Genomic DNA, 25,863 nt, shown 5'->3' on the forward strand with positions numbered 1-25,863 from the left:
CATGGCCAACGCCCTTTCCCGCCACAAGGTGATCGAGCGCAACGTCACGTTGCTTGCGGTCCTTGCCTTCATCACCGTCGCGATCGGCGGCATCGTCGAGATCGCCCCGCTGTTCTGGATCGACTCGACTGTCACCAAGATCGAGGGCGTGCGTCCCGCCACGCCGCTCGAACTCGCCGGACGCGACATCTATATCCGCGAGGGCTGCTATGGCTGCCACAGCCAGATGATCCGCCCGTTCCGCGACGAGACCGAGCGCTATGGCCATTATAGCCTGGCCGCGGAGAGCATGTTCGATCACCCCTTCCAATGGGGATCGGAGCGCACCGGCCCCGATCTGGCGCGCGTCGGCGGGCGCTATTCGGACGAATGGCACGTCCAGCATCTGAAGGATCCGCGCGCCGTGGTGCCGGAATCGATCATGCCGCCCTATGCCTTCATGGCGGATCGCGATCTCGATACCAGCCACATCGCCGATCACCTGACCGCGCTGCGCCGGGTAGGCGTACCGTATAGCGACGAGGACATCGCCAAGGCGGCCGAGGATATCGCGACCCAGGCCTCGGCCGATGGTGACGCCGCCGGCCTGGCGAAACGCTACCCCAAGGCCGAGTCCCGCGATTTCGACGGCAATCCCGGCCGCCTGACCGAGATGGATGCGCTGGTCGCCTATCTCCAGGGTCTGGGCACGCAGATCGACTTCAAATCGGCCCAGCCGCGGGAGCAGCGGAAATGAGCACCTACGACACGCTACGGCACTTCGCCGACAGCTGGGGCCTGGTGATGATGGGAGTCATCTTCGTCATCCTGGTCGGCTGGACCTTCCTGCGCGGCGTAGCCGATGGCCACAAACGCGCGGCCCTGAGCATCTTCGAGCAAGAGGACGACATCGATGGCTGACGGCAAGCACATCGACGAAGCGACCGGCACCGCTACGGTCGGCCATGAGTGGGACGGCATCGAGGAACTCGATACACCGATGCCGCGCTGGTGGCTCTACACCCTGTACGCGACGATCGTCTTCTCGATCGTCTACGTCGTGCTCTATCCGGCCATCCCGCTGCTGCACAGCGCGACGCCCGGCACCCTTGGCTGGTCGAGCCACGGCCAGCTCGAACAGGAGATCGCCGCTGACCGGGACCGCAAGGCGCCGGTGATGCTCGCGCTCGCGCAGATTCCGATCGAGCGCCTGCCGACGAATTCGAAGCTGCTCCAGGCCGCAGAGGAAGGCGGGCGCGCCGCGTTCAAGGTCAATTGCGTCCAGTGTCACGGCTCCGGCGCGGCGGGCTTCAAGGGCTATCCCAATCTCAACGACGATGACTGGCTGTGGGGCGGCGACATCAAGGCGATCCAGCAGACCCTGACTCACGGCATCCGCCAGCCGGGCGACGACCAGACCCGCCTGTCGATGATGCCCGCCTTCGGCCGCGACGGCATCCTCAATCCGGTCCAGGTGCAAGACGTCGTATCCTATGTCCGCCTGCTCTCGAAGCAGGAGCCGGCAAGCGTCTCGGCAAAGCGCGGGGCGGCGCTGTTCGCGGCCAATTGCGCTGCCTGTCACGGCGACGCGGGCAAGGGCAATCGCGAATTCGGCGCGCCGAACCTGACCGACGGCATCTGGCTGTACGGCGGGGACCGCGCCGCCCTGACCGAGACGGTCAACAACGCCCGCTACGGCATCATGCCGGCCTGGGGATCGCGGCTCGATCCGGTGACGATAAAAATGCTCGCCGCTTACGTACACTCACTAGGTGGCGGCGAGGCTTTTTTACCCGAGAAGCCGGTTGGGCCACCCGCCGCAACCGCGACGGGGGTGCCCATTCCGGTAAAGCAGAATGTCGCACCCTGAAACGATTTTACGCCCCGATCAGCACTTCTTCGAAGCGCGCCGGAAAGTCTTTCCCAAGGCAGTCGACGGCAGCTTTCGCCGGCTGAAATGGGCGATCATGGCGGCCACGCTGGCGATCTATTACGTCACGCCGTGGCTGCGCTGGGATCGGGGCCCCTACGCCCCCGATCAGGCCGTGCTGGTCGATCTCGCGCATCGCCGTTTCTACATGTTCGCGATCGAGATCTGGCCGCACGAATTCTATTATGTTGCCGGCCTGCTGATCATGGCCGGGATCGGGCTGTTCCTCGTCACTTCCGCGGTGGGCCGCGCCTGGTGCGGCTATGCCTGCCCGCAGACCGTGTGGACTGATCTGTTCGTGCATGTCGAGCGCGCGATCGATGGCGATCGCAACGCCCAGATCCGGTTGCAGAAAGCTCCCTGGGGCCCGGCCAAGATCCTGAAGCTCCTTTCGAAGCATGCGATCTGGCTCGTGATCGGCGCACTGACCGGAGGCGCCTGGATCTTTTATTTCGCCGATGCGCCAGCGCTGATGAGCGATCTGCTGCGCGGCACGGCGCCTTATGTCGCCTACGCCACGATCGGCATCCTGACGCTCACCACCTATATCTTCGGGGGGCTGATGCGCGAACAGGTGTGCATCTACATGTGCCCTTGGCCGCGCATCCAGGGCGCCATGCTCGACGAGAAATCGCTGACCGTCACCTACAAGGCGTGGCGCGGCGAGCCGCGCACGCACGGCCTGAAGCGCGAAGCGGCGGCGCTCGATGGGGACCGTGGTGGCATGCCGTCACTCGTCGCGCTCGCCGCCGATCCAGCGCTCGCGCCGCGGATCGGCGACTGCATCGATTGCAACGCCTGCGTCGCCGTGTGCCCGACCGGGATCGACATCCGCGAAGGGCCGCAGATCGGCTGCATCACCTGCGGCCTGTGCATTGATGCCTGCGACGGCATGATGGCGAAGGTCAGCCGGCCGCCGCGCCTGATCGGTTACACGACTGATCTGGACGGGCGGATCGCTACCGCCGGCGGGGAGCCGCTGTCGCCGATCAAGCGCCTGCTCCGGCCGCGCACGATCGTCTATTTCGCGGTCTGGGTCGCCATCGGGCTCGGCATGCTGTTCGCGCTGGGCAGCCGCACGCGGATCGACATCAGCGTCCAGCAGATGCGCAACCCGCAATGGGTGCGGCTGTCCGACGGCAGCACCCGCAACGGCTATACCGTCAAGATCCGCAACATGGAGGCGCGCCCGCGCCCGGTCGAGATCGGCATCGCCGGCGTGCCCGGCGTGATCTGGAGCGAAGCCGGCAGCCGCGCCGCGGCCGGCCGGACCGTCCGCCTCACCGTCCCCGCCGATCAGGTCGCGCGCGTCCAGCTGTTCGTCGCTGCGCCCGGCGCCGGGGAAAGCCGGGTCGACATGCGCTTCACCGTCCGCGCGCTCGACGCGGAGGGCGGCGGCGCGACTGACGACAGCTATTTCGAAAGGCCGGAGTGATGGCAATGGCACGACGTTTCACCGGCTGGCACATGACCGGGATCATGATCGCCTTTTTCGGCGTGGTGATCGCCGTCAATTTCCTGATGGCGAGCTACGCGGTCAGCACTTTCGGCGGGACGGTCGTCGACAACAGCTATGTCGCCAGCCAGCATTTCAACACATGGCTGGCCGAGGCGCGGGCGCAGCGGGCGCTGGGCTGGTCGGTCGAGGTCGCGGCGGGGGCCGATCGCCGGGTGCGGATCGTTCCGCGCGGCCCGCAAGGCGTGCTGGCAGGCGCGACGGTCAGCGCGACCGCGGCGCATCCGCTCGGCCGCGTGCCCGCCCGCACGCTGCGTTTCAGCCCCGGCGGCGACGGCAGCTTCGTCGCTGACCAGGCGCTGCCCGCCGGGCGCTGGCAGCTGCATGTCGGGCTGCGCGATGGCCGGGATACGGCATGGTTCGACGAGGAAGTACGGCTGTGAACGCGCTCCTGCCGATCGCCGCCGCGCCTGAGGGTGTCGAGAGCAGCTTCACCATCGAAGGCATGTCCTGCGCCGGCTGCATCGCGAAGATCGAGGATGGCCTTGCGCGCGTTTCCGGCGTGGCATCGGCACGAGTCAATTTCACCAGCAAGCGAGTCCGCATCCTGCACGACGCCCTGGCGGAGGAGAGCCTGCAGGCGGCGATCGGCCGGCTCGGCTTCACCGCCCGCCCCTTTGTGGGCGATACCGATGGCGCGGCGCGCAGCGAAAGCCGCTCGCTCGTCCTGGCGATGGCGGTCGCCGGCTTCGCCGCGATGAACGTCATGCTGTTGTCAGTCGCGATCTGGTCCGGCGCCGAAGGCCCGACCCGGTCGCTGTTCCACTGGCTGTCGGCGCTGATCGCGCTGCCGACGATCGCCTTTGCCGGCCAGCCCTTTTTCCGGAGCGCCTGGGCCGCGCTGCGCCACGGGCGCACCAACATGGACGTGCCCATCTCGATCGGCGTGACCCTCACCGCCGCGATGAGCCTCTATGAGACCGCCACCGGCGGGCATGACGCCTATTTCGACGGCGCGGTGATGCTGTTGTTCTTCCTGCTCGCCGGACGCTTCCTCGACAGCGCGATGCGGGCGCGGGCGCAGGACGGCGTCGCCGCCCTGATGCGCCGCGTGCCGACCGACGCGCTCGTGCTGCGGCCGGACGGGACGACTCAATGGCGCAAAGCCGCCGAGATCGCACCTGGCATGCGCGTGCTGGTCGCGGCGGGCGAACGGATCGCCGTCGACGGCGTGGTCGAACTGGGCCGCAGCAATGTCGACCGGTCTCTGGTCACCGGCGAATCCATGCCCGAATCCGCGCTGCCCGGCAGCATCGTGCTGGCCGGCACGATCAACCTCACCGCGCCGCTCACGATCCGCGCGACCGCCGCCGGCGACGCCACCGCGATCGCCGACATCGCGCGGCTGATGGAATCCGCCGGCCAGGGCAAGTCGCGCTATGTCCGCATCGCTGATCGTGCGTCGCGGCTCTACGCGCCGGCGGTCCACACGCTCGCGCTGCTCAGCTTCGCCGGCTGGCTGATCGCGGGCGCCGGGGTCCACCAGGCGCTGATGATCGCGGTCGCGGTGCTGATCATCACCTGCCCCTGCGCGCTCGGGCTCGCCGTGCCGATCGCCCAGGTGGTCGCGGCGGGCGCCCTGCTCCGCGCTGGCGTGCTGATCAAGGACGGATCAGCGCTCGAGCGTCTCGCCGGCGCTGACGCCGTACTGCTCGACAAGACCGGCACCGTGACCCTGGCACGGATCGAGCCGTTGGACGGCATTCCCGAGGACCCGGTCGAGCGCGGCGCGCTGCTGTCGCTCGCGCGGTCGAGCCGGCATCCGCTGTCGCAGGCGCTGGCGGCCGCGCTCGATCGTGCCGGCGTCGCGCCTGTCTCGTTGGCTGCGACGGTCGAGCATCCCGGCCTTGGCATGGAGGCATTGCTCGGCGACCGGATCGTCCGCCTTGGCCGACCCGACTGGGTCGACGCGAGTCATGTGCAACGGGCCGGGGTGACGACCGCGTTCGGCCTCGCCGGCAGTCCAGCCCATCTGATCCGCTTCGAAGATACGCTGCGACCCGACGCCACGGCGGCGATGGCGCGGCTCCGGCAACAGGGCTTCACGCCCGAGTTGTTGTCGGGCGATTCCGGCCAGGTCGTGGCGGCGCTCGCCGCGCGGCTCGGCATCGCCGGCCGCGCCCGCATGTCGCCGGCCGACAAATATCGCGCGATCGAGACGCTTCAGGCGGCCGGACGGCATGTGCTGATGGTCGGCGACGGGCTGAATGACGGGCCTGCGCTCAAATCCGCCCATGTGGCGATGGCGCCGTCGACGGGCAGCGATGTCGGCCAGCTCGCGGCCGATCTGGTGTTCTTCGGCGATCGGCTGATGCCCGTCCCGATCGCGATCGCCGCCGCCCGCCGGACCATGGCGGTCGTACGGCAGAATTTCGCGCTGGCGATCGGCTATAATGTCCTGGCCGTGCCGCTCGCGATTGCCGGCCTGGTCACCCCGCTGATCGCCGCGCTGGCGATGTCGGGATCCTCGCTGCTGGTCGTCGCCAACGCCCTGCGCCTGAGGCGTGCGGCGCGATGAACGGCCTCGCCCTGCTCATCCCGCTCGCGCTCGGCCTTGGCTTGACGGCACTGGCCGCCTTTTTCTGGACGGTCCGTTCGGGCCAGTTCGACGATCTCGATGGCGCCGCGCTTCGGATTCTGATCGACGAGGATGAAGCGCCCGCTGACCGGGACTGATCGAACCCAATAAAAAAGGGGCCGGCATCGCTGCCGGCCCCATTCCTTCCTGCATCGCGGCTCAGAGGCGGAAACCCACCCCCACGCCGACCACGACCGGATCGAGATGAACCCGCAGCTTCTGCGTGCCGATCGCGGTGGTCCGCAACGTGGCTGTGGTATCCATGTCGATATATTTGACGTCGAGGTTGAGGAAGAATTTCGGCGTGATGTCCACGTCGATCCCGGCCTGCGCTGCCCAGCCGACGCTGTCGGACATGTGCACCTTCGTCGGCCCCACCGCGCTCTTCAGGCCGGATGAAGCCTTCTCGCTGTAGAAGATCGTGTAGTTGATGCCCGCGCCGACATAGGGGCGGACGGCGCCCGCGCTGTTGAAGTGATATTGCGCGGTCAGCGTCGGCGGCAGCACCCAGGTGGAGGCGAGCTTGCCGATCCCGCCGGTCGTGCCGCTCGTGCCGGAGGCGCTGTGCTTGGTCGTCGCCGCGATCAATTCGAACCCGATCGAGTCGGTCGCCATCCATGTCACGTCGACTTCGGGCATAACGCTGTTGTTGACGCTGGCATGCTCGGTCGGAAAGGTCGGCGCGATGCCGCTGGTCTTTTCCGTCGGCGCGACCAGGATGCCGCGCACTCGCAACAGCACGTCGCCCGCCTCGATTCTCTGCTTCTCCTGCGCGCTCGCCGGTGCGGCGACGATCGCCATGCCGAGCAATGCCGTCGCGGCGATGCTGTTGCGGTATTTCATTTCAGCCTCCTTTAGTGCTGGAGGCGGAATAGAAGCGCGGCGGCCCCGCGGCCTTGAGCGTACGCAAGACATGGTTTGACGGGCGTCAAAGCCAGCCGGCCAGTTCAGTGACAGCGTCACGGCATGTGGCGCTATCATCCCGATCTGCTCGCAACGCCTGTCCCGCGTTATACCAGCTTCCCCACCGCCGCGGAGTTCAGCGACGATGTCGGCCCGCGCGACATGGCGGCGGCGCTCGCCACCGTCGGCGCGGACGAGGGCATCTCGCTCTATCTCCACATTCCCTATTGCCGGGAAATCTGCTGGTATTGCGGCTGCAACACAGGTGCGGCCAACCGCTCGGGCCGGGTTTCGGCCTATCTCCAGCGCCTAGCGGAGGAGATCGATCTGGTCGGCGCGCGGCTGGGCGGTCGCGGCGTGGTGCGCCGGATCGCCTGGGGCGGCGGCAGCCCCAACGCCATCGCGCCCGAGGAATTCGATGCGCTGATGCACCGCATCGCCACTGCCTTTCGCTGCGACGATCCGGTCGTCTCGATCGAGATCGATCCGCGCGGGTTCGACTGGAACTGGGCCGCCGCGCTCGCCCGCCACAATGTGTCGCGCGTCAGCCTCGGCGTGCAGACGTTCGCGCCACACATCCAGGCGGCGATCGGCCGCATCCAGCCGATCGAGGAAATCGCCTGCGTCGTCACGCAGCTTCGCGCTGCCTTTGTCGGCTCGATCAACTTCGATTTGATGTACGGCTTGCCCGGGCAAAGCGTCGCCGATCTCGCTACGACGCTGGATGAGGCGATCGCGCTGCAGCCGGACCGGCTCGCCGTGTTCGGCTACGCCCATGTGCCGCATCTCCTGCCCCGCCAGCGGCAGATCGACGCGACCGCCCTGCCCGATGCGGCGACTCGCTTCGAGCAAGCGGCGATGGCCCATGCCAGGCTCGCGGGTGCCGGCTACCAGCCGATCGGCTTCGATCATTTCGCCCTGCCGGAGGACGAGATCGCCCGTGCCGCCCGCGCCGGCGCGCTACGGCGCAATTTCCAGGGTTTCACCGAGGATCCGTCACGCATCCTGCTCGGTCTCGGCGCCTCGGCGATCAGCGCCTTTCCCGGCTGGCTGCTCCAGAACGAGAAGAATGCCGGCCGCTATCACCTGCGCATCGGCAATGGCGGCTTCGCCACGGCGCGCGGGCTGCGCCGCACGGCGCAGGATCAACGCATCGGCGCCGCGATCGAGCAATTGCTGTGCCGCGGCGATGCCGATCTGCGCGCCCTGCCCGGCCTTGCCGAGGTGCGCGATCGGCTCGCGCCGTTCGAGCAGCACGGGCTGGTCGCCTGGAACGGCGGCCATGTGTCGATCGCCGCCGACGCCGTGCCCTATGCCCGCGCGATCGTGGCCACGCTCGATCCCTATCGCGGGCACAGCGCCGTCCGCTTCAGCAATGCCGTCTAGCATGCTGACCGGCCCTGCCCTCGCCTTGCTCGCGCTGGGCAACCTCTCGCTCTCGGCCATGCCCCTGGCGCCGCCGGGCATCCTCGTCGCGGTGTGCGGCACGCCGGGGATGATCGAGCTGCCGCTGGATGGCTCCCCACCACGGCCGAAAAGCGACTGCTCGCCGGCCTGCCACGCCTTGTGCTCGCGCAAGAAGCTGGCGACGGGCGAGGAAGCCTAGGAACTTTACGTACGGACGGAGCCCCCCATTCTTCCGATAGGGGGGCATGGCTGACACACCCGACCGCTGTCTCGACTGCCTCGTCCGCGAGGCTGGCCTCTGTTCCACCATCGACGAAAGCGTCCTGAGCGCGCTCAGCGCGATCGGGCGCCGCCGCGTCCTGGGCGGGGGCCAGGTGCTGACCTGGGCCGGCGACGCCAATCTGCTCTGCGCGAACGTCGTATCCGGCATCCTTAAGATCACCGCGTCGACCATGAATGGCCGCGAGCAGATCGTAGGCCTGCTGTTCGCCGGCGATTTCGTCGGCCAGCCCTTCATGGAGGAATCCACCCTGACCGCGACCGCGCTGGTGGAAACCGAACTCTGCCTGTTCCCGCGCGAACGGTTCGAGCGCGTCCTCGGCGAGCATCAGGGGCTCGAGCACGCCCTGTTGCGGCGGACCATGACCTCGCTCAACGACGCGCGCGAGCGCATGCTGACCCTCGGGCAGCGCGGCGCGCAGGAGCGAGTCGCCGGCTTCCTGCTCGATCTGGTCGATCGCGCCGGATCGGGACGCGCGGCCGAGGCGACCAGCTTCGAGATCCCGATCAGCCGCGGCGACATGGCCGATTTCCTCGGCCTGACGATCGAGACGGTCAGCCGCCAGCTGACCAGGCTCAAGGGCCTCGGCGCGATCTCGCTGACGCGGGGCGGCCGCAGCGTCGACGTCAACGCGCGCGGCCTGCTCGAGGCCGTCGCCAACCCCGATTAATGCAGCCCGGCCGGCTGCTCGCCCGCGCCATCGTCGAGCAGCAGCAGGAGCATGTCCTTGAACGCGATGGCGCGGTGGCATCCATCGAAGAAGCATCTGAGCATATAGCCAAGCTCACCGGGGCGCTCGACCGCACCACGCGCGGTACTGTCCCACAGCACCGCCACCAGATCCTGTCCGTGCACGGCATCGAGCGCATGCATTTCCGTCAGGCTGGGCAGCAGCGGCGCGTGAACGGCACCGCGCGACCCGGCGGCGAGGCCGGCCAGGATCGCTTCGGCGCGACGGAAATGGCTGGAGGTGACGCAGTCGATCTGCGCGCAAACCCGCCGGATGCGGGCCGGGGGCGGCAGCGCGGGCAGCAGATCGGCGATCTGCTCGAGCTCGGCGCATAGCGCGCGCTGGGCATCATGATCGTCCTGGAGCTGCTCGCGCGGCGATTCGGCCAGCGCGCCGTCCAGGTCGGTGGCAAAGACGAGATCGAGATCGGTGAGCGGTGTGGCTGGCATCGGCTTCTCCCACCGCTTTCTCGCCCGGCGACAGGCGCAAAGCTTTGACCGCGATCAAGCGGCAGTGCCCCTGATGCGCGACTGCGTAGTCTTCCCAATGTTGCGCGCACGGCCCGCCGCATAGCTTCGCCTCTCCTGACGGGAGACCTCTCATGAAGAACATCCTGCTGCTCGCCCATGCCGATCGGGGCCAGGACGCCCGGCTGCGCGTCGCGATCGACGTGGCGCGTGCGCTTCACGGCCACCTGACCATTCTCGACGTCACGATCATCCCGGAAGTCGTTACCGACTATGTGCCGATGGGTGGCGAGGCGCTGCTGCTTGCGGACGAACAGGCCCGAGAACGCCGCAACATCGACGAAGTCCGGGCTGCGGTGGAGCGCGAGAATGTGCCGTTCGATCTGATCGCGGCTACTGGCGATCTCACCACCTGCATCCGCGACGCTTCCGGCCTGACCGATCTGGTGGTGGTGAACCGGGAACTCGATCATGCGCTGTACCCGAACACGCTCGATGTCGCCGGCCGGCTGATCGTCGAGGCGAAGCTGCCGGTGCTCGCCGTTCCGGACGATGCGACCGGGCTCAAGGTGAACGGCCACGCGCTCGTCGCGTGGGACGGCTCCGCGGACGCCGAGGCGGCGCTGCAGACCGCCCTTCCCCTGCTCAAGCTGGCGGGCACGGTGACCGTGATGCATGTCGACGATGGCTCGCTCAAGCTCCCGATCGAGCATGTCGTGCGCTACCTCGCCCGCTATCATGTCAGGGCGATCGTGAGGCGCGATGTCCTGCTGTCGGATCCTGCCGGGATCGTCATCCTGAACGAAGCGGCCACCGGCGGCGTGGATTATGTCGTGATGGGCGGCTTCGGCCATTCCCGGTTCATCGAATCCGTGTTCGGCGGCGTCACCGAGCGCATGCTCTCTGACAGCCCTGTCCCGGTCCTGCTGGTGCACCGTCGCTGAACGACTGACGCGCCCGGGTTGATCAGGATTCGGCTGGTCAGGGCCGGGCTTTGCCGCCATCGTCGATCCTTGCCCTTCCTCAACCCGCACGCGAAGTTCCGTATGACCATGACTGACGATATCGGGCAGGCCGACGGGCTTGGCGGCGACCTTGCCCTGTTCGTGGACAGCGCCACCGACCGTGCCATGTTCCTGACCGACCCGCAGGGCCTGGTCAGGAGCTGGAACCGGGGCGCCGCCTTGCTGACCGGCTGGAGCACAAGCGAAATCCTGGGGCAATCGTCCGGCCTGCTCTACCCCGCCAGCGACATCGAACGGGGCTTTCCCGAAAGCGACCGGGCCGAGGCGCTCGCCGGCACGACCTTGCACAAGGAAGCCTGGCGCATCCGCAAGGATGGCTCCGAATTTCTCGCCGACGTCGCGCTCGTCACCCTGCGCGGCCCCGACGGCGCCCATCATGGCTTCGGCCACACCATCTACGACATCACCGGCCGCAAGGCCGCGGAGGACGCGCTGGCGCGCAGCGAACTGCATGTCCGATCGATCCTGGCGACCGTTCCCGATGCGATGATCGTGATCGACGAGGTCGGCAAGATCCGCTCGTTCAGCGCGGCCGCCGAGCGGCTCTTCGGCTACGTCGAAACCGACGTGCTCGGCCGCAACGTCGCCATGCTGATGCCCAGCCCCTATCGCGACCGGCACGACGACTATATCGAACGCTACAAGCGGACCGGCGAGCGTCGCATCATCGGCATCGGCCGCATCGTCGTCGGTCTTCGCCGCGACGGCACCGAATTCCCCATGGAACTCTCGGTCGGGGAAGCGAGCAGCGAGGGGCACCGCATCTTCACCGGCTTCATCCGCGATCTCACCGATCAGCAGCGGGCGGAACTGCGCGTCAAGGAGCTTCAGTCCGAGCTGATCCATGTCTCCCGCGTCAGCGCGATGGGTACCATGGCCTCGACGCTGGCGCATGAGCTGAACCAGCCGCTGACCGCCATCGCCAATTATATGGAGGCCAGTAGCGACCTGCTCGACGCCGGCGGCACAGGTGATCAGGAATTGCTGCGCGAAGCGATCGATGAGGCCGCCAAGCAGGCGTTGCGCGCCGGCCAGATCGTGCGCCGGCTGCGCGATTTCGTGTCGCGCGGCGAAGTCGAGAAGACGGTGGAGGAGCTGCCCGTCATGATCGACGAGGCGAGCCGCCTCGGCCTCTCGGGTGCCCATGAACGCGGCGTGCGCGCCTTTTTCGATCTCGATCCCGCCGCGACGCACGCGGTCGTGGATCGCGTGCAGATCCAGCAGGTGCTGGTGAACCTGCTGCGTAACGCCTTCGAAGCGCTCACGGATTGCGCCGATCGGGATATCTTCGTTACTAGCCGGCGCGAGGGCAGCGGCCTGATTCGAGTATCCGTGGCGGACACCGGATCGGGAATCGATGCCGCCCTTGCCCCGAAACTGTTCGAGGCTTTCGCCACTACCAAGGAGCGCGGGATGGGCCTCGGCCTCTCCATTTGCCGGACGATCGTTGAGGCGCATGGCGGGCGCATCTGGGCCGAACCGCGGGAGGGTGGCGGTACTGTGTTCCACTTCACCATCCTCAGCGCGGACAGCGAGGACACACATGGATAAAAGACTCATCCATCTGATCGACGACGAAGAGGCGATCCGCCGCTCCGCCGGCTTCATGCTGCGGACGTCGGGTTTCGACGTGAAGGCCTATGAATCGGGCGTCGCCTTCCTGAAGGAAGCGAAATCGGCCGATCCAGGCTGCATCCTGCTCGATGTGCGGATGCCGGAAATGGACGGGCTCGAGGTCCAGCGCGAACTGAACAGCCGCGGGATCGCGCTGCCGGTGATCGTACTGACGGGGCATGGCGACATCTCGATCGCGGTCCAGGCGATGAAGGCCGGTGCCGTCGACTTTCTCGAAAAACCGTTCGAGAAGGCGCATCTGCTCGAAGCGATCGAGCGCGGGTTCGAGCGGCTCGGCAAACGCGAGCAGGCAGTGGCGTCGGAACAGGAAGCGGCCGTCCGCATCGCCGCCCTCACCCCGCGCGAGCAGGATGTGCTGCGCGGGCTGGTGCGCGGACATCCGAACAAGACGATCGCCTATGATCTCGGCATCTCGCCGCGCACCGTCGAGGTCCACCGCGCCAACTGCATGACCAAGCTGGAAGTGCACAGCCTTTCGGAAGCGCTGCGCATCGCCTTCGCGGCCGGACTCGCCAATTAGGCAGGCTTAACCGGGAGAGCAGCTGGGCGCCGGATGGTCGGTCCGCGGCCCTAACGACCGCCCTCTCGGTCGCGACGTTGGCACGCCTTGCGACGCGCGAAGAGAGCGATGGCGATCAGGGCAGCCACGACGGCCGATGGCAGCCCGACCAGCCAGAACCGGTCGTCGCTCCCAAGATTCCACGGCCAGGCCCGACAGCTGGACGCACCGGGCGCGTAGCCGCACGCAAGGTTCGTCAGATAGAGATAGGCCAGGATCGCGCAGCCAACGACGACGGCGGCGAGGGCGAGGAGGATATGGGAAAGGATTCGCATGGTGTTGAAGCCGTCTTCCGCCATCGCCACGGTCCAGGTCAATGACGGGTGGCGAGTGTCGGAAGTGGAAGTGGCATTCCGCTCCGAATGCGGAAGACTGCGTAGAGACGAGCGCCCGATCGCCGGCGCACACTGGGCCTCCACAAGGTTCAGGTGTCCATGTCCAGCTCGTCCACGCCGCCCTCGCGCGACCCCAATCTGCCCGGCGTGCGCCCGCGCGCCGTCCTTGTCGAGGATGACGAAGCCGTGCGTCGCTCGCTTCAGCTGCTGCTCCACGGCCGCGGCTATGATGTGCGCTCCTACGCGACAGCCGCGCCGTTCCTCGTCGATCCCCGGCCCGACGACACCGATCTGCTGGTGACCGATTATCGGCTGCCGGACGGCGACGGCCTTGGCATATTGCGGGCGATGCGCCGGTCCGGCTGGCACGGGCGCTCGGTCCTGATCACTGCCTTCCCTTCCGCCGCGCTGTTGGACAGCGCGCGGGCCTGCGGGTTCGATGCGGTGCTCGAAAAGCCGCTGCGCCCGAACGAGCTGGTCGGCGCGCTGATCGGCTGAGGCGACTGCGTAATCATCCCAATGTCAGCCGCGCCGGCCGACTCCTAAGGTTCGTGCAACCCAAGCCCGGAGGTGATCATGAAGAACATCTTGTTGCTCGTACACGACGATGCCGGCCAGGAGGCCCGCCTTCAGGCGGCCCTGGATATCGGCCGCGCGCTGCAGGGCCATCTGACCTGCCTCGACGTCGCTATCGTGCCATCCCTGGTCGGTGCGGACTATGTCGGCGATGCCGGCTTCAACCTTCTCCTGGCGGACGAGCGCGAGCGCGAAGCCACCAACCGCTCCGTTCTCGAAGCGCGCCTCGCCGATGAGGAAGTGCCGTGGGACTGGAGCGACGTCATCGGCGAGTTGCCGCGCTGCCTGGAGAACGCCTCCGGCCTGGCCGACCTGATCGTGGTCAACCGCGAGCTCGATGGCTTTCCGCTGCCGGACATGCGGACCACGGCCGGCGAGCTGATCGTGCGCTCGAACAAGCCGGTGCTCGCGGTGCCGGAATCGCTCCGGCGCTTCGATTTCGGGGCCGCGCTGGTCGCATGGGACGGCTCGCCCGCTGCTGCTGCGGCGTTGCGCGCTGCGGTGCCGCTGCTGAAACTGGCCGATCGCGTGGTCATCCTCGAGATCGACGATCGTTCGGTGATCGCCCCTGCCGAGGATGCCGCGGCCTATCTCTCGCGGCACGATATCCACCCGAACGTCCAGCGGGTTGCGCGCAGCGACGCCGGAACCGCCCAGACCCTGCTCGACCTCGCTGCGAGCGGAGAGTTCGGCTATGTGGTGATGGGCGGCTTCAGCCATCAGCGTTTCCTGGAGGCGCTGTTCGGCGGCGTCACCCGGACGATGCTCGGCAAGAGTCCCGTGCCCCTGTTCCTCGCACATTGAGAGACCATCGGTTGGCCCAATATGGAAAGATGGCCGCTGCCCTGCTGGCTGCGGCCACGGGCTGCGGCGTGGCGGCCGCCCAGACCCCGGTCCGGACTGTGCTGCCCATCCAACGATGGTCTCCGCACGATGCGACGGCGCTGCTTGGCGAGGCCGAGCGCAGCGCAAGCGAGGGATTGCGCGCCGAACGCTACGATACCCGCTCGCTGCAGGCAGCGATCGATCGCGGCGGCCCCGATCTCGATGGCATCGCCGACCGGATCGCGCTGGCGCTTGCCCATGATTATGCCGTCGGCGCTTCGCCGGCTTCAGCGCGGGCCGGCTGGGGCATCGACAGCAACCGGATCGAGTATGCGACATGGCTGAACGCCGCGCTCGCCCGCCACGATGTCGTCCCCGCACTGCAGGCACTGCTGCCCCAGGGGAAGGAATATGCCGGGCTGCGCGCCGCGCTCCCGGCGTGCGACACGCCCGCCCATTGCGTGACGATTCGCGTGAATCTGGAACGGTGGCGCTGGCTGCCGCGCGATCTGGGAACGAACCATATCCTGGTGAACCCGGCCGCCTATCGGCTCGACCTGATCGAGCATGATGCCATCGTGTCGACTCACCGCGTCATCGTCGGCAAGCCGACCAGCCCGACTCCGATCTTCGCCACCGCCGTCACCGGCGTCACCGCCAATCCATGGTGGAACGTGCCGCAGAGCATCGTCGCCGAAAGCGTCGGCGCGATGGTCCGCAACCAGCCGGCCGAATCCGCCCGCCGCGGCTATGTCGCCACGCGCGGCGCCAATGGCCGAGTGAGCGTGCGCCAGCGCCCGGGGCCGCGCAACGCGCTCGGCCTGGTGAAGCTGGAAATGCCCAATCCGCACAGCGTGTTCATCCACGACACGCCCTCCCGCGAATTGTTCGAGCAGGACCGGCGCGCCCTGTCGCACGGCTGCATCCGCACCGCCCGCCCGGATCTCCTGGCAAAGATCCTGCTGTCCCCGGAAGGAGGCGCCGCGTTCGACCAGCTGATGGCGAGCGGCGTCAACAAGACGCTGCCGCTGGCGGCGCCCGTACCCGTCTTCATCGGCTATTTCACGGCCGAGCCGGATGCGGCCGCGCCGGGCGGCGTCCATTTCTTCGATGATCTGTACGGGCGCGACGGTCGCATCGCGGCAGGGCTCGACCGCTAACCCCCACCCCTCAACGCTAGAGCATCGTGCGAAAAAGTGGGAACCGGTTTTCGCAAAAACGATGCGACAACCAATACCTAGAGCAGGCGACGCGCGGCGCCCGCTCTAGGTCAGTTGCCGGCGGACGACCACTTCGGTCCCGCTGCTCTCTTCGCTGACCGCGACGAACCCGGCCTCGCGCTCGAGCTTGAGCGCGGCATGGTTCTCGCTGCTCTCCACCGATTCCACCGTTTCGATGCCCTCAGCCCGGGCATAGTCCAACGCATGCTGCACGAGCGTCCAGCTGACGCCGCGATTCTTGAAATCGGCATGGACCGAGATCGCCAGCTCGGCGCGGACCCGGTCGGGATCGGTGGCCAGCATCGCGGTGGCGATCAGCGTGCCCTCCGCGTCGAACGCCAGGAAATTCATCATCCGGCGATAATCGATCTGAGTCATCGCCGCGAGCCGGTCGCGGCCCACCTCGCGCAGACCGGTCAGGAATCGGAAGCGCAGATCCTCGGCGGTGACGTGCCGGAACAGTTCGGCCAGCGCCGCCTCGTCGTCGGGGCGGACCGGGCGGATATGCAGCTTCAGCCCGCTGCGGGTCTCCAGATCGCGCGCCCATTCCATCGGGACCGGGCGGATCACCGCCCGCGATTCCCGTGCCGTCGCCGTGATGCGCGCGCGGGCATCGACGCCGATCACGCCCTTCTCGTCGACGACGAGCGGGTTGATATCGAGTTCGACCAGCTCGGGAAAATCGAGCACGAGCGCCGACAGTGCGTTGAGCACCGCGACGATCGCCGGCCGGTTGGCGGCGGGTACGTCGCGATAGCCGTCGAGCAGCCGGGCGATCCTGGTCGAATCAATCATGTCCGCGGCGAGCGCATCGTCGAGCGGCGGAAAGCCGAGCGCGCGGTCGCGAACCAGCTCGACTGACTTGCCGCCGGCGCCAAAGGCGATCACCGGACCGAACACCGGATCCTCGGCAATGCCTACCAGCAGCTCGCGGCCGTGCACCGGCGCGATCATCGGTTCGATCTGGAATCCGGTGATCGAGGCTTCGGGATGGTCATGCGACACCCGGCGCACCAGCGCGCGCGCCGCCGATACGACCTCCGCCTCGCTGCTCAGGTTCAGCACGACGCCGCCGATATCCGATTTGTGCGGGAATTGGGGCGAGATCAACTTGAGCACATAAGGCGGCGACAATTTTGCGCAGACGGCAGGTATCGCCTCCACCGTGCGCGCCAGCCGTCCTTCGACCACGGGCACGCCATAAGCGGTGAGGATCGACCTGACTTCGCTGCCGGTGAGGATCGTGCGCCCATCGGCCAGTGCACCGGTGAAGATCGCCCGCGCGCGGGCGCGATCCGCCTCGGCGACGGTCACGCCGGCGGGTGCGCGCATCAGCGCGTCCTGGCCGCGCCGTGCCTCCAGCAGATAGCCATACCCACGCACCGCATCGTCGAGATTGTCGAACAGCGGGATGCCGACCGCATCGAATTGCGCCCGGACGGCATCGGCATTGTGCGTGCCCATCCAGCACGCGATCACTGGCTTTGGCGCATGCGGATCGGCAGTTCCGATTGCCTCGATCACTGCCTTTGCGATGGCCGTCCCGGTAGCGGCGGCGGTGGGGCAATGCATCACGAGCAGCGCATCGACGCCCGGATCGGACAGCGCCGCCCGCGTCGCCACCGCGAAGCGCTCGGGCCTGGCGTCGCCGACCACATCGATCGGATTCGCGCGCGACCAGGCAGCGGGAAGCTGGGGATCGAGTGCGGCGATCGTCTCCGGCGCCAGAGTCGCGAGCACACCGCCCGTGGCGGGCAGCGCATCCGCCGCAAGCACCCCGGCCCCGCCGCCATTGGTGACGATCGCGAGCCGATCGCCCGACCGCGGCCGGTGACGGCCAAGCACCTGCGCTGCGTCGAACAGCTCGGTCAGGCTATCGACTAGGATGATCCCGGCGCGCCGGAACGCGGCGGCATGAACGTCATAGGAACCGGTGAGCGCGCCGGTATGCGACATCGCGGCCTTGCCGGCGGCTTCGGAGCGCCCGGCCTTGATCGCGATAACCGGCTTGATCCGCGACGCGGCCCGCGCCGCCGACATGAACTTCGCGGGATTGGTGATGCCTTCGATATAAAGCAGGATCGCGTCGGTCTTCGCATCCGCTGCGAACAGATCGATCAGGTCGCCGAGATCGACATCCGCCATGTCGCCGACCGAGACCACGCCCGAAAAGCCGACATTCTTGCCTGCCGCCCAATCCAGCATCGCCGTCACCAGCGCGCCGCTCTGCGACACGAAGGCAAGCCGGCCCGGCTCCGGCCGGCGCGGCGCGAAGGAGGCGTTGAGCCGCGCATGCGGCAACAGTGCGCCAAGGCAGTTCGGCCCGACGATCCGGAGCAGATGCGGCTTCGCTGCATCGAGGATCGCCTGCTTCGCTGCTGCATCGTGCAGGCCGGCCGAGATCACGACGGCAACTTTGGTGCCGAGCGCGCCGAGCTCGGCGACGATCGATGCGACGGTGGCCGCCGGCGTGACGATCACCGCCAGATCGGGGGCGCCGGGCAGCTCGCCGATCGACGGCACCCAGGACACGCCCTCTTTCTCCACCGTCCTTGGATTCACGGCGAAGATCGTTCCCGGGAATCCGCCATCGACGATATTCGACAGCACCATTTCGCCAAGCGAGCCCGGCTTTTGCGAGCCTCCGATCACGGCGACGCTGCGCGGATGGAGAAGGCCTTCGAGATTGCGGATGGTCATGGATTGCTCCCGTCACGGGGCGCCGCGATGCGCGGCCCTCGGCGTATTTCCTTCTCCCATGCGGTGACGGCGCCAGACATCCGTATAGTCCCGCATATGGCCGGCAGCCGGGATCGGTAGAGTCCTCGCATCACTGAGTGAGGACCCGACATGGCGACAGCCCTCCATGCAATTACCGGCCGCGCGGCATCGTTCGCGACACGTCAGCCCCGCGCCGCCATCGGCGGCTCGCTTCTGTGCTGCATCGTGATGGCCGAGCTGATCGCAGCGGTAGCGCTCAACGGCCTGGTGTGATGGCGGGCGATCCGCGGGACATCCGTCACGTCGTCATCCTCGGCCATCCGGACGCGCACAGCTTCAACGCCTCGGTCGCCACGGCCTATTGCGATGCAGTCGAGGATTGCGGCCAGACGGCGGCGCTGCGGGATCTGTACGCAATCGGTTTCGATCCGGTGCTGCGGGATGCGGAACGCCCGGACGCGCCCGGCTTCGCTCCCGCGCCCGATGTCGCCGCGGAACTAGCACTGATCCGCGAGAGCAGCGTGATCGTACTGGTCTATCCGATCTGGTTCGGCATGCCGCCGGCGATCATCAAGGGCTATATAGATCGAGTCCTCGGTGCCGGGCTGCTCGCGCGCGACATCAAGACCGGCGCTGGTCATGGACTGCTGGAGGGCAAGCGGCTGGTGATCCTCAGCTCGTCCGCCTCGACCATGCCCTGGCTCGAGGAACACGGCCAATGGGCGTCGATGCGCCAGGCCTTCGACACCTATCTGACCACGATCTTCGCCATGGCCGACAACACCCATGTCCATTTCGATGCGATCGTCGATGGCCGGGACGAGCGTTTCATGCGAGAAAATCTGGATCGGGCCCGCGAACAGGCTCGCCAGACCTGCAGCGTCACCCTGAGCGAGCGGCACGCGGCCCGGATTCGGGCGCTTACCCAGGGCGGCGCCAGCTGAACGATCGATGCGGTGTGAATGACTGAACTCGACCCGGTTGCCGCCTCCACTCTCGGCTATGCGCTCGCCATCGGCCTGCTGATCGGGCTTGAGCGCGGCTGGACCAGCCGCCACGAACGCGCCGGCACCCGGGTGGCGGGATTCCGCACCTTCGGCCTGCTCGGTCTTGCCGGCGGGATTGCGGGGCTGTTGCCGCCGATCGCGGCCGGCCTGCTGCTCGGCGGTGCCGGGCTGATCATCCTGATCGGCTACATCCGGCAAAGCCGCGAGCCCGGCGAGCTGAGTGCGACCAGCGCGGTCGCCGGTATCATCGTGCTGGCGCTGGCGATGCTCGCGACGTCGGGCCAGCCGGCGCTCGCTCTCGGCGCGGCGGCCGCGGCGACCCTGTTGCTGTCGATGCGCGGCACGCTGCACGGCCTGGTGCGCGGGCTGAGCGCGGCCGAGCTGCGCGCCGCGGCGCGCTTCGCGATCCTCGCGCTCGTGCTGCTGCCGCTGATGCCCGATCGCGCGATGGGGCCTTATGGCGCGCTGAACCCGCACAAGCTGATGCTGGTGATCATCTTCGTCACTGGCCTGTCCTTTGCCGGATATATCCTGGCGCGGCGGGCCCGCGCTTCGCGCAGCATGTTGCTGATGGCGGCGTGCGGCGCGCTCGTCTCCTCCACCGCCGTCACGCTGGCCTTCGCCCGGCGCATGACCGGGGAATCGGCCGCGGCCGCCGCGCTCGCGGCGGGCATTGCGCTTGCCTCGGCGATCAGCGTCGGGCGCGTGCTGGTGCTGGTCGCCGTACTTGCCCCGCACGCGATCGGGCCGCTCGCGATCATCCTCGGCCCGGCCGTGCTGCTCCTAATAGGCGGCACCTGGTGGAGCCTGCGCGGCGAGACGGCACGGGAAGGCCAGGCGGTCGCGCTCGGCAATCCGCTCGAGCTGGGCGCGGCGCTCGCGCTGGCCGCCTTCGTCGCGGTCTCCTCCATCGCCAGCCACTGGGCGTTGGCCGCCTATGGCGATGCCGGCGTCGCGGGCGTGCTGGCGATCATCGGCCTGGCGGATGTCGATGCGGCGGTGATTGCGTTTGCTGCGATGGCGCCGGGCGCGATCGCGCCGCGCATGGCCGGCGTCGTGCTGGCGATGCCGGTGCTGCTGAACATGGTGCTGAAGACCGGCCTCGTGCTCGGCGCATCTCGATCTCGCGCGCATCTCGCGGCGGCAGCGCCGCTCGCTATCGCTGCCGTGGCGATCGCGCTGGGTATCGCCGTGGCGCTCGCCTGAACGCGCATCGCTCGGAACCCTGTCCCCGCCGGCGCGTACCGGCTATGCCGCGACGAGGAGCCCGCTTTCGTGCCGACCAACCCCCTTACCGGCCCGCCGCCGGTCACCGACATGCTCAGGCGCGGGATCGTCCAGCAGGTGCGCGCCGTGTTCAACGATCAGGCCAAGGGCGAACGGCCCGTGGTGCGCAGCCCCGATGCGCTGTTCCAGCCCGGATCGGTCGTGTGGCGCGTGCACGGCGACGTCACCACGATGATGGTCGGCGGCGTTGCTGCGCTGTTGCTGCAGATGCTGCACCCCGCGGTGCTCGCCGGCGTGTGGGACCATTCCGATTTCCGCCGCGACATGCTCGGCCGGCTGCGCCGCACCGCGCGGTTCATCGCGCTCACCACTTATGGTGCGCGGGACGAGGCCGAGGCCACGATCGCGAAGGTGCGGGCGATCCACGATCATGTCGACGGCACGCTGCCCGACGGCACGTCCTATCGCGCGGGCGATCCGCGGCTGCTCGCCTGGGTGCATGTGTCCGAAGCGGTGAGCTTCCTCGATGCCTGGATCCGCTACAGCGAGCCGACCATGTCCGCCGCCGACCAGGACCGCTATTTCGACGAGTTCGCATCCATCGCCGAAGCGCTCGGCGCCGATCCGGTGCCGCGCAGCCGCGCCGAGGCCGATGCGCTGATCGCGGCGATGCGGCCGGAACTCGCCGTCGATGCTCGCACGCGCGAAGTCGCGGCGATGGTGCTCGGCCAGCAGGCGCGCTCGCTCTCCGCCATGCCGGTCCAGGCGCTGACGTTCCAGGCGGCGGTTGACCTGCTACCGGGCTGGGCGCGCCGCATGCACGGCCTGGCCGGCCCCCGCCTGACTCGCCCGCTGGTCCGCGTCGGCACCTTCGGCATCGCCCGGACGCTCCGCTGGGCCTTTGGCTGACGGCGGCGCGACGATCCGCAAGGCGCCGGGCCTGATCCGGAAGCGCAGCGGAAACGCCAGCGTCATGACTTCCCCATCAAGCGCGACCTCGACATCCGCAGCACCGGGCGATTCCACCGTCAGCGTTTCGCCGTCGCCGAACGCCAGGAAATCGGCGCTGCGGTCGGCCCGGCCGGTCACGGCGCGCAGCGCGAACCACAGCAGCGCGAAGCGCCCCGGCGCGGCCAGCGCGAAGATCGACAGCCGTCCCCCGTCCAGCACGTCGCGGCCCCCGATCTCGCCGCGCTCGAGCGAATAGCGATTATTGCCGACGAACAGGAGCGAAGTGGCCAGCGGCCGCGGCCCGCCGCCGGTATCCAGGCTCAGCCGCCGGCGCCGGAAATGCGTCCAAGCCTGCCACGCGGCGGGAATCGAGGCGACCCATTTGGGCAAACCCCTGCTTTCGCGATAGGCGTCCCGACGGCGCACCATCGCCGGATAGAGGCCGATCGAGGCGTTGTTGACGAAGACGTGCCCGTTCACCTCCCCCAGATCGATCGCCCGCGCATCGCCATGCGCCGCCAGCGCCGCCGCCTCGTCGAGATCGCGCGGAATGCCGAGATCGCGCGCGAGATGGTTGAGCGTGCCGAGCGGAAGCAGTCCTAGCTCGACCGCGCCGTCAGCAAGAACAGCCGCCGCAGCGGCCGCCGTCCCATCCCCGCCGCCGACGATAACGCGCGCTCCGGACGCACCGCGCACGGCATCGGCCAGCTCGGGGCCGTTCAGCAATTGCAGCGCGATATCTGTATCCGCCGCGGCAAAGGCGGCCGTGACGCGCTCTCCCAGATCGGCGCCCGCCGATGCCGCCGTGCCACCGGTGCGGTTCACCAACACCGGCAAATCCACGCCGGTCACTCCGTCACGGCCTGCGCGAAGATGTCCTCGGCGACGTCGCGCGAGACCCAGTCATCGTCCTCCCGCGTGAAACGCACATGGTTGCCGCGCTGGAAGGCGCTGCCGTCCCACGCGATCACCTGCAGCTCGATATCGTCGTTGCGATGGGCGTGGATCCAGTTGAAGCTCTGCAACTCGTCGTTGCGCAGCCGCGTCGAGGTCGCGGTGCCCGCCTGGATCACCAGCGCTGACCCCGCCGTCTCCACCATCCGCCGCGCCGATTCGGCATAGGTCCGGTGGAAATGCCCGGCGAGCGCGATATGCACCCCGGCGCGGCATACCGCGACCACGGCATCCTGGTGATGGCCCACCGCTTCGCTCAATTCCCCACCGGTGCCGATCGGCAGGGCGAACAACGGATGATGAGTGACGAGGATGCGCGTCTTTTCCGGCGCCACGGCATCGAAGCGATCATGGATCATCGCCAGTTGGTCGCGGTTGATCCGGCCGTCCTTGAAAGTGAGCGAACGGGCAGTGTTGATGCCGAGCACCGCAACCGACTCATTCTCGAACCACGGGCAGAGATCGCGGCCGATGAACCGCTTGTAGCGATCGAGCGGCGCAGCGAAGCGCCGGACGACGTCGTAAAACGGGATATCGTGGTTGCCGGGAATGGCCAGCACAGTGAACCCCGCGTCGCGCAGGCGCGCGACATAGGCCCCCGCCGCACGGAATTGCCCGGTGCGGGCGCGCTGCGTGAAATCTCCGCTGATCACGATCAGGTCGGGGCGGCGATCGAGCAGCCAGGCCTCGGTCGCGGCCACGATCGTCGGATCGTTGGCGCCGAAATGGATGTCGGAAAGATGCGCGATACGAGCTGCCATGCCGGGCAAACGAGCCGCGGGCCGGGGAGTTTCCCGGCACCTGGCTTTTCGCCAGGATTCGCGGGCCTAAACGCCCGGTTCACCACGAATGGCACCGCTCTGGGCCTTTTGCGCCCGCATCTTAAGAGCGCGGTTACGACTAGGGCGGCACAAGCCGCGCTGGGTAAGCGGGGATCTTGAATGACCATCGACGACTCCGGCGGAGAGGAAAGGACGCGCGACTGGCATCTGATCGAGCCGGCAAACGGCATCGAACTGGCCCTGTCCGCCGTTCCCCACCAGCCGGTCGATCGCGCCGGGCGTTTCGCGGTGAGCGTCACTTTTGCCGGCGCACCGGCCGGGGCGGGGCTCGACGTCGCGATCATCCGCGATGCCGTGCCGGGCCGTTATGCCGAATCCGGCGGCAGCCTGACGCTGCGGCCGGTGTCCGTCGAGGGCAACGGCGCGGCGCAGTTCGATTTCATCGGTTCCGCGGTCAGCGCGCCGGACGACCTGCCAGCTTTCTTTCCGGTCGATGCGGGCCGTTATCGGCTGGTGGCCACCCTGCTCAACCATCGCCACAGCATCCATGGCTGGTCGATCGGTGGGCCGAAGACGGTCGTGCTCGCGCGGATCGTGTCGGACAGCTTCGTGCTGACCGGCACGCCCGATCTCCGGCAGTTCGCGCATCGCATCAGGAGTGCGTTCGAGACCCGGCTGAGCGAAGGGCTCGCTTTATACGCGCCCGGCGTTTCGCTGGAGCGCTATTATATCGAACATGCGCCGGATTTCTCCGCGGCACAGATCAGCGTGCGCTACGAAATGATGCCGCCTTTCGCCGGCACGTTCGTCGCACAGCTGCCCGCGGCGCTCGCCTCGGAAGAAGGCGTGCGCCTGCCCTCCCCCGAGCAGATCGTGTTCAAGGGCAAGATCGGCTTCGGCAACGGCATCGTCAGCCACCGCCTCGCGCGCAAGGCGGCGATCGAAGCATTCGGCGTGCGCGTCGCCGGATCGGGCGGCACAGCCGCCGACGCCTATACGACGGGATGGATCTATCGCCGCGACCAGCAGGCATGGTATTTCCAGGCGGCCTGCCGCGGCGCCGGCGACGATAGCGGCGCACGCGCGCTGGTGTCGGTCACGCGCGACGGCGTGGCGTCTATTCTCGAATATCGCCCGTTCGGCGAACGGCTGTCGACCGATCTGTTCCACGAGCCCGATCCATGGAGCGAGCCGACCGCGATCGCGCCCGCGCGACCCGGGCAATCCAGTGTCTCTCCTGGTCTGGTCGGCGGCAAGCTACGGCTGAACGACGTCGTCACCGGCCTGGCGCCACCTGCCGCTGCCGAGATCGAGCCGCTCGCCGGACATGTGCTGGATGGCGCCCGAATCATCGCGCTGGGGGCTTATGAAGGCGGCATCGCGACTCGCTTCACCATCGCCGATGAAAGCCAGCCGGTCGGCTCGATCAGGATTTCGGCCGACAGCGATGGGCCTCCGGTGGTCCTCGTACTGACAGGCTACAGCCCGATCCTGTGGGATCTGCGCGCGGTGCCGCGGACGCGGCTGCGCGCCGTGCTGGTGTTCAGCCATCATCGCCACGCCGTGGCGGGGCTGGAGGAGGCGGTTCCAATCCATTTCGCCAGCCGCAACGACAGCGATCGCCCGGGCGCCGGAATCCATGCCCATGAAGGCGGCGAGATGCTCGACCGGCTGGCCGCGACGGTAACCGCGTTCACTGGCCGTCCGATCGATGCCTTTCACGGCGGCTACGCGCCGGAAACGTTCCGGCTCGACGGGACGGAACGCCCACCGCCCTATGCCGGCAACATCGACGATCCGGACTGGGCGGCCGGCTATGCCGACTGGGCGGACGGCCTGCGCCATCCCGACGCCGATCCGATCGGTCCTGCGGGCGACGGCGCCATGATCGGCGATCCCGGCGGCCCCGGGTCGATCGCCATCCGGGCGGATGTGCCCGTCACCTTCGCCGCGGTTGCCCCGCGCGAGGCCGGCATCCGCCAGCTGCTCGCCGAGGGAGCGATCCGGCCCGCCACCGAGCTCGACTGGATATGCCTGTCGGCGGCGCTCACCCGGGCATCGCCCACCGGCCATCTCGCCCGGGTGCCGGTGCCGCGCCTGCACCGCAATGCCTATGTCGTGCTGCGCGCGATCACCATCCCGAAGGGCATGCACGGCGCTCATGCGGCCGCCTTCCTGATCGCGAAGGGCGTGCCGCATCCGACTGATGCCGGCAGCCACAATGTCTATTATCCACTCGATGAGTCATCACGCTGA

Annotated in this window: 27 protein-coding genes; 21 read left to right on the forward strand and 6 right to left on the reverse strand. The window is 68.1% G+C overall.

Going from position 1 to position 25,863, the window contains the following annotated elements; genetic code table 11:
* Position 1: 1 nt before the first annotated feature.
* From ccoO to ccoS, 7 genes are read left to right on the forward strand one after another with little or no spacing between them, the layout of a single operon-like run.
* On the forward strand, positions 2 to 736 hold the full coding sequence (gene ccoO / locus U1769_RS12975) for a cytochrome-c oxidase, cbb3-type subunit II (protein WP_332716539.1): 735 nt from the start codon (positions 2 to 4) through the stop codon (positions 734 to 736).
* On the forward strand, positions 733 to 900 hold the full coding sequence (locus U1769_RS12980) for a cbb3-type cytochrome c oxidase subunit 3 (RefSeq protein WP_332716541.1): 168 nt from the start codon (positions 733 to 735) through the stop codon (positions 898 to 900). Before ccoO ends, U1769_RS12980 begins: the two co-directional genes overlap by 4 nt.
* Entirely contained in the window at positions 893 to 1,849 is a 957-nt protein-coding gene (gene ccoP, locus U1769_RS12985) for a cytochrome-c oxidase, cbb3-type subunit III (RefSeq protein WP_332716544.1), read from the forward strand. Before U1769_RS12980 ends, ccoP begins: the two co-directional genes overlap by 8 nt.
* The gene (gene ccoG, locus U1769_RS12990; protein WP_332716547.1) at positions 1,836 to 3,344 is read left to right on the forward strand and encodes a cytochrome c oxidase accessory protein CcoG; all 1,509 of its coding nucleotides are present in this window, start codon (positions 1,836 to 1,838) and stop codon (positions 3,342 to 3,344) included. Before ccoP ends, ccoG begins: the two co-directional genes overlap by 14 nt.
* A gap of 5 nt (positions 3,345 to 3,349) precedes the next feature.
* Positions 3,350 to 3,808, forward strand: a complete 459-nt coding sequence (locus U1769_RS12995; RefSeq protein ID WP_332716550.1) for a FixH family protein — start codon at positions 3,350 to 3,352, stop codon at positions 3,806 to 3,808.
* Positions 3,781 to 5,943, forward strand: a complete 2,163-nt coding sequence (locus U1769_RS13000; protein WP_443030346.1) for a heavy metal translocating P-type ATPase — start codon at positions 3,781 to 3,783, stop codon at positions 5,941 to 5,943. Before U1769_RS12995 ends, U1769_RS13000 begins: the two co-directional genes overlap by 28 nt.
* Positions 5,940 to 6,101, forward strand: a complete 162-nt coding sequence (ccoS, locus tag U1769_RS13005; RefSeq protein ID WP_332716554.1) for a cbb3-type cytochrome oxidase assembly protein CcoS — start codon at positions 5,940 to 5,942, stop codon at positions 6,099 to 6,101. The genes U1769_RS13000 and ccoS overlap by 4 nt, the downstream gene beginning before the upstream one ends.
* A 61-nt stretch (positions 6,102 to 6,162) precedes the next feature.
* On the opposite strand, the gene U1769_RS13010 is transcribed toward ccoS, so the two are convergent.
* Positions 6,163 to 6,846 carry an OmpW/AlkL family protein gene (locus U1769_RS13010; protein WP_332716556.1) on the reverse strand — a complete coding sequence of 228 codons (684 nt, stop codon included), beginning with the start codon at positions 6,844 to 6,846 and terminating at the stop codon, positions 6,163 to 6,165.
* Positions 6,847 to 6,969: 123 nt separating this feature from the next.
* Here U1769_RS13010 and hemN point away from each other — a divergent pair, with 123 nt between their 5' ends.
* Genes hemN through U1769_RS13025 form a run of 3 tightly spaced genes read left to right on the forward strand, consistent with a single transcriptional unit; the run spans position 6,970 to position 9,263 of the window.
* Positions 6,970 to 8,292 (forward strand): oxygen-independent coproporphyrinogen III oxidase, encoded by a 1,323-nt coding sequence (gene hemN / locus U1769_RS13015; RefSeq protein WP_332716558.1) that lies wholly within the window; start codon positions 6,970 to 6,972, stop codon positions 8,290 to 8,292.
* Between the two features lies 1 nt (position 8,293).
* Positions 8,294 to 8,512, forward strand: a complete 219-nt coding sequence (locus U1769_RS13020) for a hypothetical protein (protein ID WP_332716560.1) — start codon at positions 8,294 to 8,296, stop codon at positions 8,510 to 8,512.
* A gap of 46 nt (positions 8,513 to 8,558) precedes the next feature.
* A complete protein-coding gene (locus tag U1769_RS13025) occupies positions 8,559 to 9,263 on the forward strand; it encodes a Crp/Fnr family transcriptional regulator (RefSeq protein WP_332716563.1) in 705 nt (234 codons plus the stop codon).
* Here the strand turns inward: U1769_RS13025 and U1769_RS13030 are convergent.
* The gene (locus U1769_RS13030) at positions 9,260 to 9,772 is read right to left on the reverse strand and encodes a hypothetical protein (RefSeq protein ID WP_332716566.1); all 513 of its coding nucleotides are present in this window, start codon (positions 9,770 to 9,772) and stop codon (positions 9,260 to 9,262) included. The two genes, U1769_RS13025 and U1769_RS13030, sit on opposite strands and share 4 nt — an antisense overlap.
* Positions 9,773 to 9,924: 152 nt before the next feature.
* Here U1769_RS13030 and U1769_RS13035 point away from each other — a divergent pair, with 152 nt between their 5' ends.
* The 3 genes from U1769_RS13035 (at position 9,925) to fixJ (ending at position 12,970) form a co-directional block, all read left to right on the forward strand.
* Complete coding sequence (locus U1769_RS13035) at positions 9,925 to 10,734, forward strand: universal stress protein (protein ID WP_332716568.1); 810 nt, start codon at positions 9,925 to 9,927, stop codon at positions 10,732 to 10,734.
* 108 nt (positions 10,735 to 10,842) lie between these two features.
* Positions 10,843 to 12,366, forward strand: coding sequence for a PAS domain S-box protein (locus tag U1769_RS13040; RefSeq protein WP_332716570.1), 1,524 nt, complete (start codon positions 10,843 to 10,845; stop codon positions 12,364 to 12,366).
* Complete coding sequence (fixJ, locus tag U1769_RS13045) at positions 12,359 to 12,970, forward strand: response regulator FixJ (RefSeq protein ID WP_332716573.1); 612 nt, start codon at positions 12,359 to 12,361, stop codon at positions 12,968 to 12,970. The genes U1769_RS13040 and fixJ overlap by 8 nt, the downstream gene beginning before the upstream one ends.
* Before the next feature lie 50 nt (positions 12,971 to 13,020).
* On the opposite strand, the gene U1769_RS13050 is transcribed toward fixJ, so the two are convergent.
* Entirely contained in the window at positions 13,021 to 13,308 is a 288-nt protein-coding gene (locus U1769_RS13050) for a hypothetical protein (protein ID WP_332716574.1), read from the reverse strand.
* 135 nt (positions 13,309 to 13,443) lie between these two features.
* Here U1769_RS13050 and U1769_RS13055 point away from each other — a divergent pair, with 135 nt between their 5' ends.
* The 3 genes from U1769_RS13055 (at position 13,444) to U1769_RS13065 (ending at position 15,905) form a co-directional block, all read left to right on the forward strand.
* The gene (locus tag U1769_RS13055; protein ID WP_332716576.1) at positions 13,444 to 13,842 is read left to right on the forward strand and encodes a response regulator; all 399 of its coding nucleotides are present in this window, start codon (positions 13,444 to 13,446) and stop codon (positions 13,840 to 13,842) included.
* A gap of 78 nt (positions 13,843 to 13,920) precedes the next feature.
* On the forward strand, positions 13,921 to 14,724 hold the full coding sequence (locus U1769_RS13060; RefSeq protein WP_332716577.1) for a putative universal stress family protein: 804 nt from the start codon (positions 13,921 to 13,923) through the stop codon (positions 14,722 to 14,724).
* Between the two features lie 29 nt (positions 14,725 to 14,753).
* Positions 14,754 to 15,905 carry a L,D-transpeptidase family protein gene (locus tag U1769_RS13065; RefSeq protein WP_332716578.1) on the forward strand — a complete coding sequence of 384 codons (1,152 nt, stop codon included), beginning with the start codon at positions 14,754 to 14,756 and terminating at the stop codon, positions 15,903 to 15,905.
* 105 nt (positions 15,906 to 16,010) lie between these two features.
* On the opposite strand, the gene U1769_RS13070 is transcribed toward U1769_RS13065, so the two are convergent.
* Positions 16,011 to 18,665: a bifunctional acetate--CoA ligase family protein/GNAT family N-acetyltransferase gene (locus U1769_RS13070; RefSeq protein ID WP_332716579.1), complete on the reverse strand. Its 2,655-nt coding sequence runs from the start codon at positions 18,663 to 18,665 to the stop codon at positions 16,011 to 16,013.
* Between the two features lie 150 nt (positions 18,666 to 18,815).
* Here U1769_RS13070 and U1769_RS13075 point away from each other — a divergent pair, with 150 nt between their 5' ends.
* The 4 genes from U1769_RS13075 to U1769_RS13090 all read left to right on the forward strand — a co-directional run bounded on the left by U1769_RS13075 (position 18,816) and on the right by U1769_RS13090 (position 21,829).
* On the forward strand, positions 18,816 to 18,959 hold the full coding sequence (locus U1769_RS13075; RefSeq protein ID WP_332716580.1) for a hypothetical protein: 144 nt from the start codon (positions 18,816 to 18,818) through the stop codon (positions 18,957 to 18,959).
* Complete coding sequence (locus tag U1769_RS13080) at positions 18,959 to 19,630, forward strand: NAD(P)H-dependent oxidoreductase (protein WP_332716581.1); 672 nt, start codon at positions 18,959 to 18,961, stop codon at positions 19,628 to 19,630. Before U1769_RS13075 ends, U1769_RS13080 begins: the two co-directional genes overlap by 1 nt.
* Before the next feature lie 18 nt (positions 19,631 to 19,648).
* Positions 19,649 to 20,899, forward strand: coding sequence for an MgtC/SapB family protein (locus tag U1769_RS13085; RefSeq protein ID WP_332716584.1), 1,251 nt, complete (start codon positions 19,649 to 19,651; stop codon positions 20,897 to 20,899).
* A gap of 111 nt (positions 20,900 to 21,010) precedes the next feature.
* Positions 21,011 to 21,829, forward strand: coding sequence for an oxygenase MpaB family protein (locus tag U1769_RS13090; RefSeq protein ID WP_332717580.1), 819 nt, complete (start codon positions 21,011 to 21,013; stop codon positions 21,827 to 21,829).
* Here U1769_RS13090 and U1769_RS13095 read toward each other — a convergent pair.
* The gene (locus U1769_RS13095) at positions 21,716 to 22,714 is read right to left on the reverse strand and encodes a diacylglycerol/lipid kinase family protein (protein WP_332716586.1); all 999 of its coding nucleotides are present in this window, start codon (positions 22,712 to 22,714) and stop codon (positions 21,716 to 21,718) included. The genes U1769_RS13090 and U1769_RS13095 overlap by 114 nt on opposite strands.
* Positions 22,715 to 22,719: 5 nt before the next feature.
* On the reverse strand, positions 22,720 to 23,586 hold the full coding sequence (locus tag U1769_RS13100; protein ID WP_332716589.1) for a metallophosphoesterase family protein: 867 nt from the start codon (positions 23,584 to 23,586) through the stop codon (positions 22,720 to 22,722).
* A gap of 180 nt (positions 23,587 to 23,766) precedes the next feature.
* Here U1769_RS13100 and U1769_RS13105 point away from each other — a divergent pair, with 180 nt between their 5' ends.
* Entirely contained in the window at positions 23,767 to 25,863 is a 2,097-nt protein-coding gene (locus U1769_RS13105; protein WP_332716591.1) for a hypothetical protein, read from the forward strand.

The organism is Parasphingomonas zepuensis, assembly GCF_036663735.1.
In the GTDB taxonomy this organism is placed as follows: Bacteria; Pseudomonadota; Alphaproteobacteria; order Sphingomonadales; family Sphingomonadaceae; genus Sphingomonas.

Bases quoted from the DNA above. Each gene is read 5' to 3' on its own strand.
- ccoO (WP_332716539.1), top strand. From the start codon at position 2: ATGGCCAACGCCCTTTCCCGCCACAAGGTGATCGAGCGCAACGTCACG.
- U1769_RS12980 (WP_332716541.1), top strand. From the start codon at position 733: ATGAGCACCTACGACACGCTACGGCACTTCGCCGACAGCTGGGGCCTG.
- ccoP (WP_332716544.1), top strand. From the start codon at position 893: ATGGCTGACGGCAAGCACATCGACGAAGCGACCGGCACCGCTACGGTC.
- ccoG (WP_332716547.1), top strand. From the start codon at position 1,836: ATGTCGCACCCTGAAACGATTTTACGCCCCGATCAGCACTTCTTCGAA.
- U1769_RS12995 (WP_332716550.1), top strand. From the start codon at position 3,350: ATGGCACGACGTTTCACCGGCTGGCACATGACCGGGATCATGATCGCC.
- U1769_RS13000 (WP_443030346.1), top strand. From the start codon at position 3,781: ATGGTTCGACGAGGAAGTACGGCTGTGAACGCGCTCCTGCCGATCGCC.
- ccoS (WP_332716554.1), top strand. From the start codon at position 5,940: ATGAACGGCCTCGCCCTGCTCATCCCGCTCGCGCTCGGCCTTGGCTTG.
- U1769_RS13010 (WP_332716556.1), bottom strand. From the start codon at position 6,846: ATGAAATACCGCAACAGCATCGCCGCGACGGCATTGCTCGGCATGGCG.
- hemN (WP_332716558.1), top strand. From the start codon at position 6,970: ATGTGGCGCTATCATCCCGATCTGCTCGCAACGCCTGTCCCGCGTTAT.
- U1769_RS13020 (WP_332716560.1), top strand. From the start codon at position 8,294: ATGCTGACCGGCCCTGCCCTCGCCTTGCTCGCGCTGGGCAACCTCTCG.
- U1769_RS13025 (WP_332716563.1), top strand. From the start codon at position 8,559: ATGGCTGACACACCCGACCGCTGTCTCGACTGCCTCGTCCGCGAGGCT.
- U1769_RS13030 (WP_332716566.1), bottom strand. From the start codon at position 9,772: ATGCCAGCCACACCGCTCACCGATCTCGATCTCGTCTTTGCCACCGAC.
- U1769_RS13035 (WP_332716568.1), top strand. From the start codon at position 9,925: ATGAAGAACATCCTGCTGCTCGCCCATGCCGATCGGGGCCAGGACGCC.
- U1769_RS13040 (WP_332716570.1), top strand. From the start codon at position 10,843: ATGACTGACGATATCGGGCAGGCCGACGGGCTTGGCGGCGACCTTGCC.
- fixJ (WP_332716573.1), top strand. From the start codon at position 12,359: ATGGATAAAAGACTCATCCATCTGATCGACGACGAAGAGGCGATCCGC.
- U1769_RS13050 (WP_332716574.1), bottom strand. From the start codon at position 13,308: ATGGCGGAAGACGGCTTCAACACCATGCGAATCCTTTCCCATATCCTC.
- U1769_RS13055 (WP_332716576.1), top strand. From the start codon at position 13,444: ATGTCCAGCTCGTCCACGCCGCCCTCGCGCGACCCCAATCTGCCCGGC.
- U1769_RS13060 (WP_332716577.1), top strand. From the start codon at position 13,921: ATGAAGAACATCTTGTTGCTCGTACACGACGATGCCGGCCAGGAGGCC.
- U1769_RS13065 (WP_332716578.1), top strand. From the start codon at position 14,754: ATGGCCGCTGCCCTGCTGGCTGCGGCCACGGGCTGCGGCGTGGCGGCC.
- U1769_RS13070 (WP_332716579.1), bottom strand. From the start codon at position 18,665: ATGACCATCCGCAATCTCGAAGGCCTTCTCCATCCGCGCAGCGTCGCC.
- U1769_RS13075 (WP_332716580.1), top strand. From the start codon at position 18,816: ATGGCGACAGCCCTCCATGCAATTACCGGCCGCGCGGCATCGTTCGCG.
- U1769_RS13080 (WP_332716581.1), top strand. From the start codon at position 18,959: ATGGCGGGCGATCCGCGGGACATCCGTCACGTCGTCATCCTCGGCCAT.
- U1769_RS13085 (WP_332716584.1), top strand. From the start codon at position 19,649: ATGACTGAACTCGACCCGGTTGCCGCCTCCACTCTCGGCTATGCGCTC.
- U1769_RS13090 (WP_332717580.1), top strand. From the start codon at position 21,011: ATGCTCAGGCGCGGGATCGTCCAGCAGGTGCGCGCCGTGTTCAACGAT.
- U1769_RS13100 (WP_332716589.1), bottom strand. From the start codon at position 23,586: ATGGCAGCTCGTATCGCGCATCTTTCCGACATCCATTTCGGCGCCAAC.
- U1769_RS13105 (WP_332716591.1), top strand. From the start codon at position 23,767: ATGACCATCGACGACTCCGGCGGAGAGGAAAGGACGCGCGACTGGCAT.